The organism is Rhodobacteraceae bacterium M382 (assembly GCA_025141015.1).
Classification (GTDB): domain Bacteria; phylum Pseudomonadota; class Alphaproteobacteria; order Rhodobacterales; family Rhodobacteraceae; genus Aliisedimentitalea; species Aliisedimentitalea scapharcae.
In genome coordinates, this window is record CP081101.1 from 56775 (window position 1) to 73903 (window position 17129).

Sequence of the window (17129 nt, forward strand, 5' to 3'; positions counted from 1 at the left end):
GATTGCCGCCAATACCTGGACGTGAACCAGGGCCAAAAACCCGAACCTAAGTATTCGGTCGACTGGCTAGCCAGATAAGAAGGCCGATATAGGCAAACACCACGAGGTTCAGCAGGGTGTCGATCAACGTGCCACTCATGTTCGCGGCTCCTTTTGCAGGGATCTCAGCAAACACAGCACCAGAATGGGAACGATGAACACGAATGCAATTGCGGACAGGGCAATGATTGAGCGCACCAGCGACATGTCCCCGACAAGAACCATGGCAAAGCCGAGAGCACCAAGGATACCGCCCCATATGGTTCGAATTCTGGGCGAGGGGTTTTCGTTCCCGCCCGTACCGATCATGGCCAGCGTGAAGCCCGCGCTGACGACGCTGGTCACGACAAACAAGAAGGCTGCAATCACTGTTGCTGTCCGGGTCAGCCCATCCAGAGGAAAGCGCTGCAACAGAGCAAAGGTCGTCGCATCGAGATTTTCGCTGTTCACCGTCGACAGCGCCGCGTCCTGCTGTAGCGCATCAAAAAATCCCAAACCGCCAAATACGCCAAACCACAGAATTGAGAACAAGGTTGGAGCAACAATGACCCCCAGCAGGAATTCGCGGATCGTTCGTCCTTTGGAAATCCGGGCGATGAAAATGCCGACAAATGGGGACCAGGCCAACCACCAGATCATATAGTTCAGCGTCCATCCGTGAAACCAGTCGACAACAGATCCGTCAAAAAACGCGGCTGTCGAAAATCCGGCGGGCAAGGCGCCAAATATATATCGCCCAAACCCGGCCACTATACCGTTCATCAGAAAAGAAGTGGGTCCAAGGATGAGAAGATAGCCCATCAACCCAATCGCAATCAGCATCGCCGCATTTGACAATCTGGCCATGCCGTCCCCCAAATCCCGACGCAAGGGAATGACAAAGGCGACGCACATGGCGATGAACACCGGGATCGTGAGGCGACTGCTGTCTTCGATGCCGACAAGGCCTGCCAGACCGGTCTGAATCTGAAACACCCCCATCGCCAGCGAGCCGGCGAGCCCGACGGCAATGGCTATGATCGAAAACAGATCAAATACCCAGGCCACAACCAAGCTCCAGCGCGTTTCGCCAAAGGACTCCATCAATGGGGCGCTCAACAAAAGTGTACGGCCCCGGCGGAAGGCAAAATAGGCAACAATCAACCCGACCATCCCATAGATGGCCCACGCGTGAAAACCCCAGTTCAAATAGGTAACAAACAACGCATAACCGGCTGCTTGGGGATCCCGAAACCCCTGTCGTATTTGTTCAAAATGGGTGAGCGGTTCCGCGGCCCCGTAAAACAGCAGGCCAACGCCCATTCCAGCGGCAAAAAGCATTGCGATCCACGCCGGGGTTGAGAACTCGGGCCGTGCGTCGTCGGGACCGAGGCGGATTTGACCAAACCGCGAGAGGGCGAGAAACAAGGCCAGGACAAGCAAACCGCTGGTTTCCAGCATGATGAACCAGCCGCGGCTATCGAATTGCTTGGCGACAGCGGATGCAGCCAATTCGCCCATGCCAATCGGATCCAGAATTCCCCAAACGGCAATGGCGGCGCTGACGGACAATGCCACGATCAACAATGGGCTTGGGGATTGGTCATTCATATTTGCATATCTCCGGAAACGGTTTTGCGCGCAAAATCCTTGCGGTCTCGGAACAGTCGGTCATCAATTCGTGTGTTCAGCAGATCAGTAAACTCTATCCGGTATTGGTAGCCAAAAACTGCGTTGTGTTTAAGGGGCTTTTGCAAATGACATTGGCCGGGTCCAGAAAACGGCAGGTAAATCCACAGGGGCAGAATGTTACCCTATGGTAGCTGCGTGACCGCAAACGTTTGCGACGGATCCATGCGACCCGTCACAATTCGACCCACTGAAATATCGGCGCTGTTCACTTCAACAAAATCTTGTTTCCCGTCAAAGGACCGCAGCCGGGGCTCGGACAGAGGGATTGGCGTATTTTGGAGGCTGGTAACCTCGCGGCTGCTCAGATGAACCAATTGTTACCTGAAACCCCTTGAAGCACCGGTTGCCAGAGGCTTTAAGATTTGACTTTGGTAGAGAATCGTGACGCCAGTCATTCATGAGTGCAAATCGGGATCCGGACTATGCTGACAAGACGCCATTTCATCCAGTCCAGCGCTGCTTTGTTTGCAGCAACTGTTGCCAGTCCTGTTTTGGCCAGGACATCACCCACCGGTTCACAAAAAGCCGCTTGGGACGCTCAAATCACGCCCACTGGTTATGACGCGGCAACGTCGAACCCGTGGGGCGTGCACACCCGGTTTCTGCCTCAACGGGTGACTGCCAAAAACGGTTTGGTGCCAGGTGACATTCACGTGGATGCAGTCGCACGGTATCTGTATCACATCGAAGAAGGTGGAACCGCGATGCGCTATGGCGTCGCCATTGCACGGGGAAACCTGTACGAGCCGGGAACCTATGTCATCCGGCGCAAGGTTGAATGGCCGACGTGGACACCGACTGCATCAATGATCGAACGCAACCCGGAATATGCAAAATACAAGGACGGCATGGCACCGGGACCCAACAATGCGCTTGGATCACGGGCGCTCTATCTCTTCGAAGGTAATCGGGATACATATCTGAGGATCCACGGCACGCCTCACCCGCAAAGCATTGGTGGTCGGGCCAGTTCCGGCTGCGTCCGGATGATCATGGCGCACATCAATGATCTTTATCCGAACATCAAAATTGGTGCCACGGCGCATCTGTATTCAGCAGCGGACAGCGTTACAGCGCGTACATGACGGAAAATTCGCTTCTTCACAGCCTGTCTTCAGCCCTGCCGAAGTCAGGGTCGAAATCAGGATTGGGCGGCGAGACAGATTGGTCCGCCATTCGTCGCCCGCAACGGTAGCAAGGTTACCTCGACCGGTCCGCTGTGTTCATACCAATAACAGTTATCCTGTGGCAAAAGACGTGCGGTTGCCAGATCCTGTCCCGGCGCAGCCAATTCCACAACGGAATCCGGAAGGTTTCCGATTTTGGGTGCTGCGCCGCCTGTGCCCGACAATTGCTCGGAACATCCGGCCATGAGTGACAGGGCCGCGACAAGGGTCACAAGTTTTTTCTGCATCTGGCCTATTCCGACTTATACTTTGATTCGATGCATCAAAGGTTGCATCAGCGTGGGTTGCCCGCAAGACGCAATGTCAGCGCGCCACGACAAAGTCAGTCGCCGGGCCGTCCGATGGCTGGTCAGGCGAACGCACTATCTAGAGCTTTGAACTGTGTGCCAACATGAGCCAGAACCGCCCGTGAGAAACTGCGTGATGGGTCGAAGTCTGGATCAAAGGGATGCTTGTTTTTCCTCGCCGGCCTCCAACGCCCGCCAGATGCCTTCGATGCTCGCTCCCAAAGGGCGGGATGGTCGAAATGCACAGATGTCCAGATCCAACCCCCATTCAGGGGGGCCGATCGGCGACATCAAATGTGGATCAGCATCGCCCACTGCGCTCTGGGGGAGCCACCCAATTCCGTATCCGGCCGAAATCACTTCTTTCAGAACATCTGACATTTCGCATTGCACGACGACCTTGTGCGGAAGCGGGGTCTTGTTGCGCGCAACGACATGTTCGAACAACCGGGCGAAATAGGCCCTGTGTGAATAAGAAATCATTGGAAATGGGTTTCGGGGTGTGCCCGGAAAGTCCAGCTTGTTACGCTTGACCGGATCAACGGTCGCATAGGGTTGGAACCGGTCCTTGCGCAGAACGAGACGTTCGTGTTGATCCAACGTGTCGTGCATAGGAATGGCAGGGCAATCGTGCGCGAACAGGATATCCGCATCCCCTGCCAGATAGCGCGCAACCACATCCAATGTGGTGCCGACGATTACCGAAAACGAACTGTTGTGCTTGCGTTCGATCACATTGAGCAGTGCCTTGAATTCAGATCGCGCAAGGACGTTGGGCATCGCGATACGCACTTGGGACATGACTTCGAACTGGCTGGTTCGGATCGACGCCCGCGCTTCGAACAATCGATCAACCGCAATGCGGGCACTGTCGACAAATTGTTCGCCCGCATCGGTCAGGCGCACCGGAACCGCACCTTTGACGACCAGAGGCGTCCCCAACCATTGTTCCAACGATTGGATTCGGCGCGAAAAAGCTGCCTGAGACACGTGCCGGAATTCGGCGGCCCGGGTGAAATTTCTGAGTTCCACAAGAGCCAGAAAATCCTCAAGCCACCGAACGTCCATTGATATCGTGTCCTTACAAACCGATCGCCCGATAGTAATCTGCGATGCGGGCGATGGTAACCACGTAAGCCGCTGTTCGTAAAGTGACATCCGGCAAGGTTGTCTTGCGTTCCATGATATCGTCGAACGCTTGAACCATGATCTCTTCCAGACCCGAACGCACCACATCAATTTCCCGGGCATCGCGCGATATCTGGGTGCGTTGCGGCTCTTGTAGCGGGCGGCCCGCGATCTCTTCCAGCGCCGATACAACGGCCGTGCCTGCGCGAATGTTCTGGCGACGATCCATCAATCCAAAGGGCAAATGGGTAATGTTCTTGACCCATTCAAAGTAGCTGACCACAACCCCGCCGGCGTTGACGTAAAGATCCGGCAAAACAACGATGCCGCGCCGGTTCAGGCACTCTTCGGCGTCTGCCGTGATCGGGCCATTCGCAGCTTCGACGATCAGCGCATAATTCACATCCTCGCAATTCTCCAGGGTGATGGCGTTCTCCTTGGCGGCTGGGATCAGGATATCGGCGGCCATATGGGTCAACCCGGCCTCGCTGGGCACGGTTTGCGCACCGGGGAAATCCGACACCGAACCGGTTTCAGCGCGATAGGCGGCAACCGCTTCGACATCCAGACCTTCGGGATCAAAGATCGCCTTGTCATGTTCGACAATCCCGACGATCCGACAGCCATCCTGTTCCAGGAATTTGGCCGCGTGATATCCCACGTTCCCAAAACCCTGCACAACAACCGTCAGCCCCTCGGCGGTTTTCTGGCCTGAAAGTGGGGCGGTGTCGGGGTGGGCCAGATAGGCGCGCAGGGCAAATTGCAGCCCCCGTCCCGTAGCTTCGACCCGGCCGGCGATCCCACCTCGGGCCACAGGTTTGCCCGTAACACAGGCGTTCTGGTTCATGGCGTCAGACGATCCGATGCGACGGTATTCATCTGCCATCCACGCCATTTCCCGTTCGCCTGTTCCCATATCAGGGGCAGGGACATTGCGGCCCGGATGGATCAGATCGCGCCGGGCCAGCTCCTGGGTAAAGCGGCGGGTGATTTTTTCCAGCTCATCTTCGGTCCATGCGTTGGGATCAATTGCCAGCGCGCCTTTGGATCCGCCAAAGGGGACGTTCACCAGCGCACATTTCAGGCTCATAAGCGAGGCCAATGCTTCGACCTCGTCCTGATCGGAGTCAGGTGCATAACGGATCCCGCCCTTGACCGGTTCGATATGCTCACTGTGGACCGACCGCCAGCCCTGAAAACTGTGAATACGCCCGCGCAGCTTGACGCCGAAACGTACCGAATACGTCGAATTACATTGCGCGATCCGTTCTGCCAGACCTTCTGGCAATTCGAGATGTTCGGTCGCGGTTTCGATGAAGTGCTGAACGCTGGTCAGAAAGTCTTGTTGGCTCATGGTCTTGTCCGATGTTTCCCCTGCCTCCTATCGCGAGGCCATGTCGCGACGGAAACGGCAAACCGAGCCGGAAGTCCAATGCAGTTATTGCATGGGCCATGCACAGCGCATGGCACACATATCAGAACTGGCAATCTCCGTCGGGTTGCAGCCGTATTGGCTGGGGACCACAGAGGTCGGATATGGCTACATCTGTATCAACGTCACCATTTTGTAAAAACGGACACCCGGCAATCAGCCAACGATCAGACTGCGGGGCGTGGGCTTCGCAATATTGATCCATGATTTGATCTCTGGGCGGTCGGCTCTGGGTAGGGTTTTGATCTGACCCTTGCCAATCCCAGGGGTCAATCAGCGGGGCGATGTGTTCAGGTGTTGCGGCGGGAAATGGTCTGCAAGATCAGCAGCGGATGTAGCTGGGGCCTTGTGCAGGAAATCGGAACCAGGACCAGGCAGCGGGAAGGTCGTGCAAGGGTTGGTCTGATGTTGGATACCACCGCTGGAATTCGAATAGTAATATTCAACGAAACCCAATGTACTCTGAACCGGGTCGCGCTTACGCGCTCCGAATGCATGTTTCACGTCGGGTCGGTGTGCAATTTGGCCATTTTGTGGGCTGCGGTTTTGAGCGGGCTGAGGAAGGCCTTGATGTCGTCCAGGGTGCGGCGCTGGACGGGGGCGTGGGCCGACAGGGTGGCCAGCAATCGGTTCTGACCGTCCAGGATCGGCACCGCGATTGCCGCCATGCCGTTCATGAATTCTTCATCGTCGGTGGAATAACCTTGGGCGCGGGTCCGTGCGAGTTCGTCGATCAGCGCGTCGGGGTCGGTGATGGTGCGACCGGTCTGACGTTCCAGTGGTCGGGCCGACAGCACGCCGCGCAGCGTGGCCGGGCGCAGGGTGGACAGGTACATCTTGCCGCTGGCGGTACAATGGAACGGCACCTGGGTGCCGATGGGCAACTGGATGCGCAGGGGCCATTTGGTTTCGACCCGGTCCAGATAGGTCATGCCTTCGCGGTCGGGCGTGGCCAGATTGCAGGTTTCGCCGATTTCCTCGGCGACGGCCTTGAGAATGGCGAGCCGTGCGGTGCGCAGATGTTCGGAGGACATCGTATGTACCGCGAGCGCCCGCAGCCGTGGCCCCGGCCCATAGGACCGCCCGTCCAGGTCGCGTTGCAGGAACCCTTCGGCCTCGGCGGTTTGCAGCAGCCGGTGGATGGTCGGCTTGGGCAATCCCATGGTGCCGATCAGCTGACCGGGTTTGACGGCGGTGCCCAGGCGGGCGACCTCTTCGAGGAGCAGCAGAAGACGCAGATTGGTGGGAATCTGCGCCTCTTTTTCAGGGGTCGCATTGTCCAGGGTCGGGTCGGGCATCGCATCACGTTCATCTGTTGGGCAACAGGATCAACGCGAGCTCCGGCACCAGCGATACCAGCACCCAAACGCCGATCAAGGCTGCAAGGTAGGGCACTGTATAGCGCAGCAGACGGAAGTAGGGAACGCCCGTCACACCCGATGCGACATAGAGGTTGAGACCATAGGGCGGCGTGATGAAGCCACACAAATGGTGGAATGCGAAAGTCGCCGTGCCGACCTCGCCTTGAGAACATCGGATTGTGTCGAGTTAGCGGGGTGGATGCGCGGTCGACACTACCTCTTGCACAGTCCCAGGGATCATCAGGCCAGGTCCCGCCTGCGGAACATGTATCATCCGGGCTGTCGCAGCCCAAGAATGGTGCGCGCCTGTTGCCAGGTTGCCACGGGACGGTCATGTTTTTCGCACAAGGCGGCTGCCCGTGCCACAAGCGCCGCATTGGAGGGGGCCAGAGTGTTCCGGTCAAGCCGGATATTGTCCTCCAGCCCCGTGCGGGTATGCCCCCCTGCGGCAATGGCCCATTCGTTCACAAGAAGCTGATTTGGTCCAATCCCTGCGGCACACCATTCGGCATCTGGTGCGCGGTCCTGCATTGTTTTGACATAAAAATCGAACACCTGTTTGTCTGCAGGCATGGCATTTTTCACACCCATGACAAATTGCACATAGAGATTTCCGAACAACCGGTGTTCACCATGCAGGCGGATCGCCTGGAGAATGTGAGAGAGATCAAAGGCTTCGATCTCTGGCGTTACCTGATAGTTGCGCATTTCCCCGGCCAGCCAGTCAACCAGATCCGGTGGGTTCTCATAGACACGCGTGGGAAAGTTGTTGGACCCCACCGAAAGCGAAGCCATGTCCGGGGCTAGCGGCAACATTCCGCCGCGGGTTTTGCCAGCACCAGATCGCCCACCGGTGGACAATTGAATTATCATGCCGGGGCAGTGTTTTTCGATGCCTTCCTTGAGCCGGGCAAAGCGCTCCGGGTCCGAAGACGGTGTTTCGTCATCATTGCGCACATGGCAATGGGCTATACTTGCCCCCGCCTCAAAGGCTGCATGGGTGCTTTCGATCTGTTCGGCAACAGTGGTCGGAACCGCCGGGTTGTCAGCCTTGGTTGGCACGGACCCGGTGATCGCGACGCAGATGATACAGGGTTTGGTCATGGTTCAGCCCTTGTGCGGTGTGATCGTTCGGGAACACCGAGCGATCAATGGAATTCAAATATCAAAGAAGACGGTCTCGTCCTGACCTTGCAACTGAATGTCGAAACGATACACCACCTGATCGTTGCGTTCACTCCGTTTTGCGATCAACGTCGCACGCCGCCGTTCCCACTCGATTAGATTGATCACAGGATCCGCAGCGTTGGCTTCGGCTTCGTCCTCAAAATAAAGCCGTGTGTTAAGCCCGACATTAATACCGCGTGCAACAATCCACAGGTTGATATGAGGTGCCATCACGGTGCCTGACCGACCCGGAACACAGCCTGGTTTGACTGTGTCAAAGCCCCATTCACCCGTGTCAAAGTCGGTGATGACCCGACCCCAACCGCGAAACCCATCTTCGACGTCTCCCGGATGTTCGGGGTGAGCATAGATACCGTCTGCGTTGGCTTGCCATGCTTCCAGCAACACGTCCTTGATCGGAGAACCGGTGCCATCAATCACCAGACCTTCGACGCGAATACGTTCACCTGTGGCGTTGGGGCCAGCAATGTCCCAGCCCAATTCCTGTTTGTATATGTCGAACCCGGCCGCCCCGGGCGCGAGCCCGATGTGGACGTAGGGGCCCGCGGTCTGCGACGGGGTTTCTTTGAGATAATTGAGCGATTGTGGCATTGTGTTCTCCTATTGACGCCTTTGCGAACCGGAAAACCGGTCCCCACTTTTCCTGATTGTGCCTCAGTTTCCTTCGAGGCGGTTTTCAAACAGGGTCGAGCGGCGGCCGCGCAATATGATGTCGAATTTATAAGCAATCGTGTCCAACGGGATGGTGGCGTTCAGGTCCAGACGTGCAATCAATTGTTCAATGGCATCCGGATCCGGGATCGTGTTGACGATCGGGCATTTGTGGATCAGGGGATCACCTTCAAAATAGAGTTGGGTGATCAGCCTCTGGGCAAACCCGGTTCCAAAAATTGACAGGTGAATATGCGCCGGACGCCAATTGTTGACCCAGTTTCGCCAAGGATAGGCACCGGGTTTGACGGTTCGGAAATAGTAATACCCGTCCTCATCCGTCATGGTTCGTCCGCAGCCGCCAAAGTTGGGATCAATCGGTGCCAGATAAGTGTCCTTCTTGTGCCGATAGCGTCCACCAGCGTTGGCCTGCCAAATTTCGACCAACGTATTGGGGACGGGGCGGGCGTTTTCGTCCAGAACCCGACCGTGAACGAGGATGCGTTCGCCAATCGGGCTTTGGTCCGGTTGGGCGTAATTGCTGGTCAGGTCATTGTCGATCGGGTCGATGTCAGTGTGACCAAAGACCGGCCCGGTGATTTCGCTGGCTGAATTCTGAAGCGATATCAGGGCATATTGCGGTGACCGGGCGACGCTGGTTTTGTAATCACGGGTCAGGGCAGGGGCGTGCCATTCACGGTCCCGCTGGTAGAACTCTCCGGGTTTTTGCATCTGTGGGATCTCCTCCTTGGTCTGGCGGCTTGCACGCTCAGTCAGTCCTGTTCCATCTCTGCATAAGCTTGCTTGGCCAGTTTCAATGCATGGTTGGCGCGCGGGACACCCGCGTAAATGGCAACATGCTGAAAGGCCTCCAAAACATCCTGCTTGCTGGCTCCGGTGCGTGCGGTAGCGCGGATATGCATTGGGATTTCGTCAAAATTCCCCAAGGCGGCCAACAGCGCCAGGGTCAACATCGAACGATCCCGATCGCTGATCCCGTCGCTGGCCCAGACATTACCCCAGGCGGTTTCGGTAATCATGGTTTGGAACGGTTCGTCGAAATCCGACTTGCCAGCTTCGGCTCGGTTCACATGGGCCTCGCCCAGGATGTGCCTGCGGACTTTCATTCCTGTTTCAAAACGATCAGTCATCAATGGCTCCTTCACATAACGCGGGTTCAAAACGGCAGGCCAACATAATTGGTGGCAAACACCTTTTGTGCGTCCTTGTTTTCACGGAGAAAGTCGATATCGGCCTGTTGCATCCGCAAATCGAATTGGTTCATTTCAGGAAACCGGTGCAGCAGCATGGTGGTGGTCCAGGAGAAGCGTTCGGCTTTCCAGATCCGGGCCAAAGCCTTTTCCGAATAGCGGTCGATCCCTTCGCTGTCCTTTTCCTGATAGAATTGCAGCAGCCCGTGATAAAGATAATGAATGTCAGATGCCGCGGTGTTCAGCCCCTTGGCGCCGGTGGGTGGAACGATATGGGCGGCGTCGCCACACAGAAACAGACGGCCCCAACGCATCGGTTCAGTGACAAAGCTGCGCAAGGGAGCGATGGATTTTTCGATTGACGGGCCGGTGACCAGCTCACCGGCCGCCTTTTGGGGCAGACGGCGGCGCAATTCGTCCCAAAACATCTGATCAGTCCAATCATCGGGGCTGTCTGACAGCGAACACTGGATGTAATAGCGGCTGCGGGTCCAGCTGCGTTGCGAACATAGCGCAAAACCACGTTCCGAATTCGAATAGATCAGCTCGGGGTGCACGGGCGGGGTGTCCGACAGAAGACCCAGCCAACCAAAAGGGTACAGTTTTTCGTATTCGCGGCGCACGCTCAGCGGGATGGTTTGGCGGCTGACCCCGTGAAAGCCGTCACAGCCGGCGACAAAATCACAATCCAAACGATGTTCCTGACCATCGCACTGGTAGGTCACATGGGGTGTCTCTGACTCGGCGTCATGGATGGTGACGTTTTCCACGTTAAAGACGATTTTCCCATCGGCGGCTTCGCGTGCATCATACAGGTCGCGGGTCAATTCGGTCTGCCCGTAGACCACCACGCTTTCTCCGGTGCTCTGCTGGAAATCAATGCGAAATTGGTCTTCGCCATAGGCGATTACGGTGCCGTCATGGACAATGCTTTCGGCATCCATCCGTTCAGCGACCCCTGCCTCTCGCATCAGATTGACAAACCCGGTTTCCAACACGCCGGCACGAATTCGACCCAGAACATAGTCACGGGTCTTGCGTTCCAGAACAACGGTATCGATGCCCTTGCGGTGCAGCAGTTGGCTCAGCAACAGGCCCGATGGCCCCCCACCAATAATGACAACTTGAGTACGCATGGTGACCCCCTTTGGAAACATATGAGATCATATTGAATGTTGGAAAACACAAAGTAAAATGAGGTTGTGTAGATTTTAGTTTCTAAAAATGGAAAGTAAATGATAGATCGCCGGATCAAATTTCGACATATACAGTGTTTTATCGAAATTTGCCGTGAGCATAGCTTTAAGCTGGCTGCGGAAAAACTGTTCCTGACACAGCCCGCAATTTCCAAGACCCTCAAAGAACTGGAGGAGATCATGGGGTCCACCCTGCTGACCCGCAGCCGATCAGGGGTGACGCTGACCCGACAGGGTGAAGTGTTCCTGCATTTTGCCGAAATGTCATTGGCGGCCTTGCAGCAGGGGTTGAGCGGTGTTGAACAGGTGGGTGCGCAAGGCAAGACACGGTTGTCTGTGGGGGCCTTGCCCTCTGTTGCGGCCCGGTTGATGCCGGATGTCGCCGCCGAATTTGCTGATCTGGCACCGGGATCCAGCCTGCGGATCATGGATGGGCCGCATGGGTATCTAATGGAGCGGTTGCGGGTCGGGGATCTGGATCTGGTCATCGGGCGATTGGGGCGACCTGACACCATGCAGGGCGTTTCCTTTACACAGCTATACGAAGAGCGTGTCGAATTCGTGGTGCGGGCAGGACACCCATTGTTGCAGGCCCCCGACATTCAACGCATTGGCGACTGGCAGGTGATCTATCCGTCCGAAGGATCGGCCATTCGTCCGCTGGTGGACCGATTTTTGATCGCACATGGGGTTGGGGGCATCGACAATCGGTTGGAAACCGTATCGGGTGCGTTCGGGCGCGTCTTTACCCGCCGGTCGGATGCGATCTGGATTATTTCAGCGGGGGTCGTTGCCAACGAGATTTCAGACGGACATCTGGTGGCGCTGCCCTTTGATACAGGGATCACACGAGGTCCCGTCGGGTTGATGCAACGCCCGGATGAAACACCGGCCCCACAGGCGCGGGTGTTCGGGCTGGCGGTCAATTCGGTGTTGCAGCGGCTGGGGCTGACACAGTAATGCGATATAGCTTTCATTCGCCGTCCAGTTTGCCAAAATAGCCAGATGCAAAACGCGACTGACAATCGAACTGACAAAACCGTCAAGATTCTGGTTCTCGTGACGCCCAGCTTTAACATGGCTGCAACCGTTGGATTCCTGGACCCGTTCCGAGCCGCCAATTATTTGGACGGACGGTCCCATTTTCAATGGCAGCTCGTCTCGCCAACCGGGGGCGCATGTCTGGCCAGCAACGGTATGAGCATGGATACCGTGGCGCTGTCCATGGTACAGGAGACGCGTTACGATATTGTCATCGTGTCAAGCAGCTGGGCACCAGAGACGCATAAATCGGCTCCGTTGAATGCGGCGCTTTGGCGATGGGCTCGCCAGGGCAGCACCATCGGGGCGATTGACACCGGAGCCTTTATCCTGGCCGAGGCGGGATTGCTGAAACACCGTCGTGCGACGGTGCATTACGAACATATCGATGCGATGATTGAACTGTTTCCCGATGTGGGAACCAGCGAAGAACTGTTTGTGTTCGACGGCAACAGGATCACCTGCTGCGGCGGGGGGGCTGTGGTGGATTTTGCCCTGCACATCATACGGGGCACCCATGGCGACGAGCTGGCCAATGCGGCAGCACGTTACCTGTTTCACCAGACTGTCCGCCCGGTCGGAGCGTTACAGAATCCGGGGTTGGCCGAACCGATAGGACAGCTGGCACCTGGCGTTGTGAAACGTGCCATTGCAGTCATGGAACAGAACCTGGAAGCCCCGCTTAGCATTCCGGAAATCTGTGCCGCCGTCGGGATTTCACAGCGCCAGCTGAATCGGCAATTCACCACCTACGTCAAAAAAACGCCAATGCTGTATTACAGGGACATCCGGCTTGATCGCGCACGTGGGCTGGTGACCCAAACCGAAATTCCGCTTGCCGAAGTGGCGGTCGCGTCGGGGTTTTCCAGCCAGGTACATTTCAGCCGAGCCTATCGTCAGCGGTTTGGGCTGGCCCCGCGCTCTGATCGAGTCGAAGGGCGGGTTCCATTTGAATTTCGGGCCTGGCCGATGCATCGAAAGACAGATTAGCCGAAAGCTGGCCGATTTTGTATAAAACGTGGCGAACTGCGCACAGAAACTGAACAGGAAAAGCCCAATTCTGATACATAAGCCGGATCGCCCGGCCTGCTCATCAACCAATTTCGGAGGAGGCTTGTTATGACGGAGCTGCCCAGCACCCAGCAATTCGCAGAGATTTCCCGCGGCTATGATGAAAATGCGTCTCGATCATTTTCTCTGCGTGCACAGGCCTATACCGATCCGGCCTGGTATCAGGTGGACCTGCGTGAAATCATCGCCAAAACATGGCAATGGGTGTGCCACTTCGAAAAGGTTCGCGTCCCTGGTAGCTACACCACCATCGAAATTGCCGGCCAGCCGATTGCCGTGGTTCGTGGACGTGATGGGGCATTGAGAGCGTTTTACAACGTCTGCAAACACCGGGCCCACGAACTCTTGTCTGGCGAAGGGGAAACAACCCGGATCATGTGCCCGTATCATGCCTGGGTTTACAAACTGGACGGCCAATTGGTGCGTGCGCCCCATACCGAAAACCTGGAGGGGTTCGACGCCGGTGAGATCTGCCTGGATGAGGTCAAGGTCGAGGAATTCTGTGGGTTTGTTTATGTGAACCTCGATCAGAATGCTCGGTCCCTTTCGGACATGTCAGGTGATCTTGAAACTGAAATTCGCCATTGGGCACCAGACATTGATGGCCTGACATTTGCGCATCGATTGACCTATGACATCAAATCCAACTGGAAGAATGTCGTCGATAACTTTCTGGAATGTTATCACTGCCCCACAGCGCACAAGGATTTCTGTGACCTGGTCGATATGGACACCTACAAGGTGACAACCCATGGGATTTATTCCAGTCACATGGCAGATGCGGGCAATACACCCAACAGCGCCTATGACGTTTCCAATGCCACAGTGAAAACACACGCCGTTTGGTGGCTTTGGCCGAATACGTGCATCATGCGATATCCGGGGCGGTCTTCGATGATTATCCTGAATATCATTCCGGCAGGCCCCGACCGGACGCTGGAGACATATGATTTCTTTCTTGAGGACAAAACTCCGAACGAGGCCGAGCTGGATTCGATCCGGTATCTGGATGAGGTTTTGCAGGTCGAAGACATCAACATCGTTGAAAGCGTGCAAAAGGGCATGAACACACCTGCGTTCGACAGAGGCCGCATTGTCAACGATCCTGGCGGGTCCGGTATGTCGGAACATGCGGTGCATCATTTCCACGGTCTGGTTCTAGATGCCTATAAACGGGCCGCTGGATGATGTCCCCCTGTCCGTCTGGTTCGCCGCGGACAAAGCCGATGTTGTACGAGCCACCGCCGCAGGGTGGTGACCTCATCACATTGGTTCAACAGGGAGAAAAAAATGGCACAGCCGGCCAATATCGTTATCATAATGGCAGACCAACTGGCACCGCACTATTGCGGTGCCTATGGGCACAAGGTCGCCAAAACCCCGCATATTGATGCATTGGCTGCGGGTGGAATGCGCTTTGACGCGGCCTATTGCAACAGTCCGCTGTGTGCGCCGTCCCGTTTTGCTCTCATGTCAGGACAGTTGATCAGCCGCATTGCCGCCTATGACAACGCAAGCGAGTTCCCCGCATCGGTGCCCACTTTTGCTCACTATCTTGGAGCGTTGGGCTATCACACGTGCCTGTCGGGCAAAATGCATTTTGTCGGCCCAGACCAGAAACACGGCTTTCAGGATCGGGTAACCACCGATATTTACCCGGCTGATTTTGCCTGGACGCCAGATTGGGAGGCCCCCGACGAACGCATCGACAAATGGTACCACAACATGCAAACCGTCAAGGAAAGTGGCGTGGCGGTCGCTACGTTTCAAACCGATTATGATGACGAAGTCGGCTTTACCGCGCGGCGGTGGCTGATTGATAGGGGGCGGGATCGAGCACAGGGACAGAGCGCCCCGTTTGCCTTGGTGGCCAGTTTTATTCACCCGCATGACCCCTATGTGGCCAAACCCGAGTTCTGGGATCTCTATTCGGACGACGACATCGAATTGCCTGAATTCGTACTGTCTGCCAAAGCGCAGGATCCGTTTTCGCGTCGTGTGATGGACGGGATCGAGGCCAGCACGGTTGCGTTAACAGACGAAGAAGTGCGCCGTGCACGCCGGGCCTACCTGGCCAATGTCAGTTACTTCGACAGCAAAGTTGGCGAAATTGTCAGAACGCTCGAAGATATCGGAGAGCTGGACAATACCATTGTCATGGTCACTGCTGATCACGGTGACATGTTGGGCGAGCGCGGATTGTGGTACAAGATGAACTTCTTTGAACATTCGGCGCGAATTCCCCTGATCATGGCTGGACCGAATGTGGAGCAGGGGGCGGCGCTCAATGCGTGTTCGCTTGTCGATATTCTGCCAACAGTCATCGAAATCGCCGGGGGCAATGATGCGATCTTGGGTGAGCCGGTGGATGGGCGCAGCCTGATGCCGCTGGCACGGGGTGAGGTGGATCCGTGTGACGAAGCCATAGGTGAGTATTGTGCCGAAATGACTCCCGCCCCGGTGTTCATGATCCGGCGTGGGACGCTAAAATATATCCATTGCGATATTGACCCGCCACAGCTGTATGATCTTGCAAATGACCCTCTGGAAAAGGTCAATGTGGTGGCCGACGCTGCGTATGCCACCCAGGCGGAAGTGTTTTCAGCCGAGGTCAAGGATCGCTGGAACGGTGATGCATTACGGCGTGATATCATGGCCACTCAGAAGTCCCGCCGCGCGTTGCACGCGGCGATGGAAGCCGGGGCTGGCGAGGCCTGGGACTATAACCCGCCCAGCGACGCCAGCCAGCAATATGTCCGAAATCACATGGATTGGACTGTGGCGGCAAACCGCTATCGGTTCCCCCCTTTGAATACGCGCTCAAACGACACAACGACAGTGCATCAAAATGAAGGCCAAAAACATGAAACTTGAAGGAAAAATCGCACTGGTTACAGGCGGACGCGGCGGTATTGGTCGGGCCATTGTGGCCCGTTTCCTGCGCGAAGGGGCCACGGTTTATGCGGCAGATCTCAGCCCGCAAGGGTCTTTGGCGGAACATGATGATGACGGCAGCCGCTTTGTACAAATGAATGTCGCAGACGAAGCTGTTGTCCAGGCCACAATGGAGCGAGTTCGGAAAGAATGCGGAAAGCTGGACATCCTGGTCAATGCCGCAGGGATCGAAATCGAAAAGACCATCGAAGACACGTCGTTGGAAGAGTGGAACCAATCCTTTGCAGTAAATTGCACGGGTACGTTCCTGACCTCGAAATATGCATTGCCGCTGATGCGTGAGGCAGCCAAATCTGGCAACAGTGCCAGCCTGATCAATTTCGGCAGCTATGATGGGTTCATCGCGGATCCGGGTCTTGCGGCGTATTGCGCGACCAAGGGCGCGGTTCATGCGCTGACCCGTGCAATGGCCTGCGATCACGGCCCCGAAGGTATCCGGGTCAATGCGATTTGCCCTGGGTATATCGACACACCGATGCTTCAGAGTTTCTTTGCCGGTGACGGATCCGGTGGGGAGGGGGGCAATATTGAAACCTTGCAAAAGGCGGTCCGCGACGTCCACCCGATGCGCACCTATGGCACACCCGAAGATATCGCCAATCTGGTGAATTGGCTGGCGTCGGACGAAGCGCGTTATGCCAGTGGGCAGCTTTGGGTTCTGGACGGGGGGCTATCGGCCCAGGTCCAGCAGATGAAACTCTGAGGGGAACG

At 56.3% G+C, this 17129-nt stretch carries 16 protein-coding genes and 1 pseudogene; 6 read left to right on the forward strand and 11 right to left on the reverse strand.

Annotated elements, in window-relative coordinates; genetic code table 11:
* Window positions 1-135: 135 nt before the first annotated feature.
* Window positions 136-1629, reverse strand: coding sequence for a BCCT family transporter (locus K3727_22705; protein ID UWQ93867.1), 1494 nt, complete (start codon window positions 1627-1629; stop codon window positions 136-138).
* Window positions 1630-2132: 503 nt separating this feature from the next.
* On the opposite strand from K3727_22705, the gene K3727_22710 reads away from it, so the two are divergent.
* Window positions 2133-2795, forward strand: coding sequence for a L,D-transpeptidase (locus tag K3727_22710; GenBank protein ID UWQ93868.1), 663 nt, complete (start codon window positions 2133-2135; stop codon window positions 2793-2795).
* Between the two features lie 56 nt (window positions 2796-2851).
* Here K3727_22710 and K3727_22715 read toward each other — a convergent pair whose 3' ends face one another.
* The 10 genes and pseudogenes from K3727_22715 to pobA form a co-directional block, all read right to left on the reverse strand.
* Window positions 2852-3124: a hypothetical protein gene (locus K3727_22715; GenBank protein ID UWQ93869.1), complete on the reverse strand. Its 273-nt coding sequence runs from the start codon at window positions 3122-3124 to the stop codon at window positions 2852-2854.
* Window positions 3125-3337: 213 nt separating this feature from the next.
* Window positions 3338-4252 (reverse strand): LysR family transcriptional regulator, encoded by a 915-nt coding sequence (locus tag K3727_22720; GenBank protein UWQ93870.1) that lies wholly within the window; start codon window positions 4250-4252, stop codon window positions 3338-3340.
* A 13-nt stretch (window positions 4253-4265) separates the two neighbouring features.
* Window positions 4266-5666, reverse strand: a complete 1401-nt coding sequence (locus K3727_22725; GenBank protein UWQ93871.1) for a Glu/Leu/Phe/Val dehydrogenase — start codon at window positions 5664-5666, stop codon at window positions 4266-4268.
* A gap of 578 nt (window positions 5667-6244) precedes the next feature.
* Window positions 6245-7042 (reverse strand): IclR family transcriptional regulator, encoded by a 798-nt coding sequence (locus K3727_22730; GenBank protein UWQ93872.1) that lies wholly within the window; start codon window positions 7040-7042, stop codon window positions 6245-6247.
* A 10-nt stretch (window positions 7043-7052) separates the two neighbouring features.
* Window positions 7053-7226, reverse strand: a pseudogene (locus K3727_22735) (TRAP transporter large permease subunit).
* 149 nt (window positions 7227-7375) lie between these two features.
* Window positions 7376-8209, reverse strand: coding sequence for a 3-keto-5-aminohexanoate cleavage protein (locus K3727_22740; GenBank protein ID UWQ93873.1), 834 nt, complete (start codon window positions 8207-8209; stop codon window positions 7376-7378).
* A 54-nt stretch (window positions 8210-8263) separates the two neighbouring features.
* Window positions 8264-8884: a protocatechuate 3,4-dioxygenase subunit alpha gene (gene pcaG / locus K3727_22745; GenBank protein UWQ93874.1), complete on the reverse strand. Its 621-nt coding sequence runs from the start codon at window positions 8882-8884 to the stop codon at window positions 8264-8266.
* A gap of 63 nt (window positions 8885-8947) precedes the next feature.
* The gene (pcaH, locus tag K3727_22750) at window positions 8948-9676 is read right to left on the reverse strand and encodes a protocatechuate 3,4-dioxygenase subunit beta (protein ID UWQ93875.1); all 729 of its coding nucleotides are present in this window, start codon (window positions 9674-9676) and stop codon (window positions 8948-8950) included.
* 41 nt (window positions 9677-9717) lie between these two features.
* A complete protein-coding gene (pcaC, locus tag K3727_22755; GenBank protein UWQ93876.1) occupies window positions 9718-10095 on the reverse strand; it encodes a 4-carboxymuconolactone decarboxylase in 378 nt (125 codons plus the stop codon).
* A gap of 26 nt (window positions 10096-10121) precedes the next feature.
* A complete protein-coding gene (gene pobA / locus K3727_22760) occupies window positions 10122-11291 on the reverse strand; it encodes a 4-hydroxybenzoate 3-monooxygenase (GenBank protein UWQ93877.1) in 1170 nt (389 codons plus the stop codon).
* A gap of 99 nt (window positions 11292-11390) precedes the next feature.
* Here pobA and pcaQ point away from each other — a divergent pair, with 99 nt between their 5' ends.
* The 5 genes from pcaQ (at window position 11391) to K3727_22785 (ending at window position 17121) form a co-directional block, all read left to right on the forward strand.
* Window positions 11391-12311, forward strand: coding sequence for a pca operon transcription factor PcaQ (gene pcaQ / locus K3727_22765; GenBank protein ID UWQ93878.1), 921 nt, complete (start codon window positions 11391-11393; stop codon window positions 12309-12311).
* A gap of 45 nt (window positions 12312-12356) precedes the next feature.
* Window positions 12357-13382 (forward strand): GlxA family transcriptional regulator, encoded by a 1026-nt coding sequence (locus tag K3727_22770; GenBank protein ID UWQ93879.1) that lies wholly within the window; start codon window positions 12357-12359, stop codon window positions 13380-13382.
* 129 nt (window positions 13383-13511) lie between these two features.
* Window positions 13512-14651, forward strand: a complete 1140-nt coding sequence (locus tag K3727_22775) for a ring-hydroxylating oxygenase subunit alpha (protein ID UWQ93880.1) — start codon at window positions 13512-13514, stop codon at window positions 14649-14651.
* Window positions 14652-14753: 102 nt separating this feature from the next.
* Window positions 14754-16337 (forward strand): choline-sulfatase, encoded by a 1584-nt coding sequence (gene betC, locus K3727_22780; GenBank protein UWQ93881.1) that lies wholly within the window; start codon window positions 14754-14756, stop codon window positions 16335-16337.
* Window positions 16327-17121 (forward strand): SDR family oxidoreductase, encoded by a 795-nt coding sequence (locus K3727_22785; GenBank protein UWQ93882.1) that lies wholly within the window; start codon window positions 16327-16329, stop codon window positions 17119-17121. Before betC ends, K3727_22785 begins: the two co-directional genes overlap by 11 nt.
* The last annotated feature ends 8 nt before the right edge of the window (window positions 17122-17129 follow it).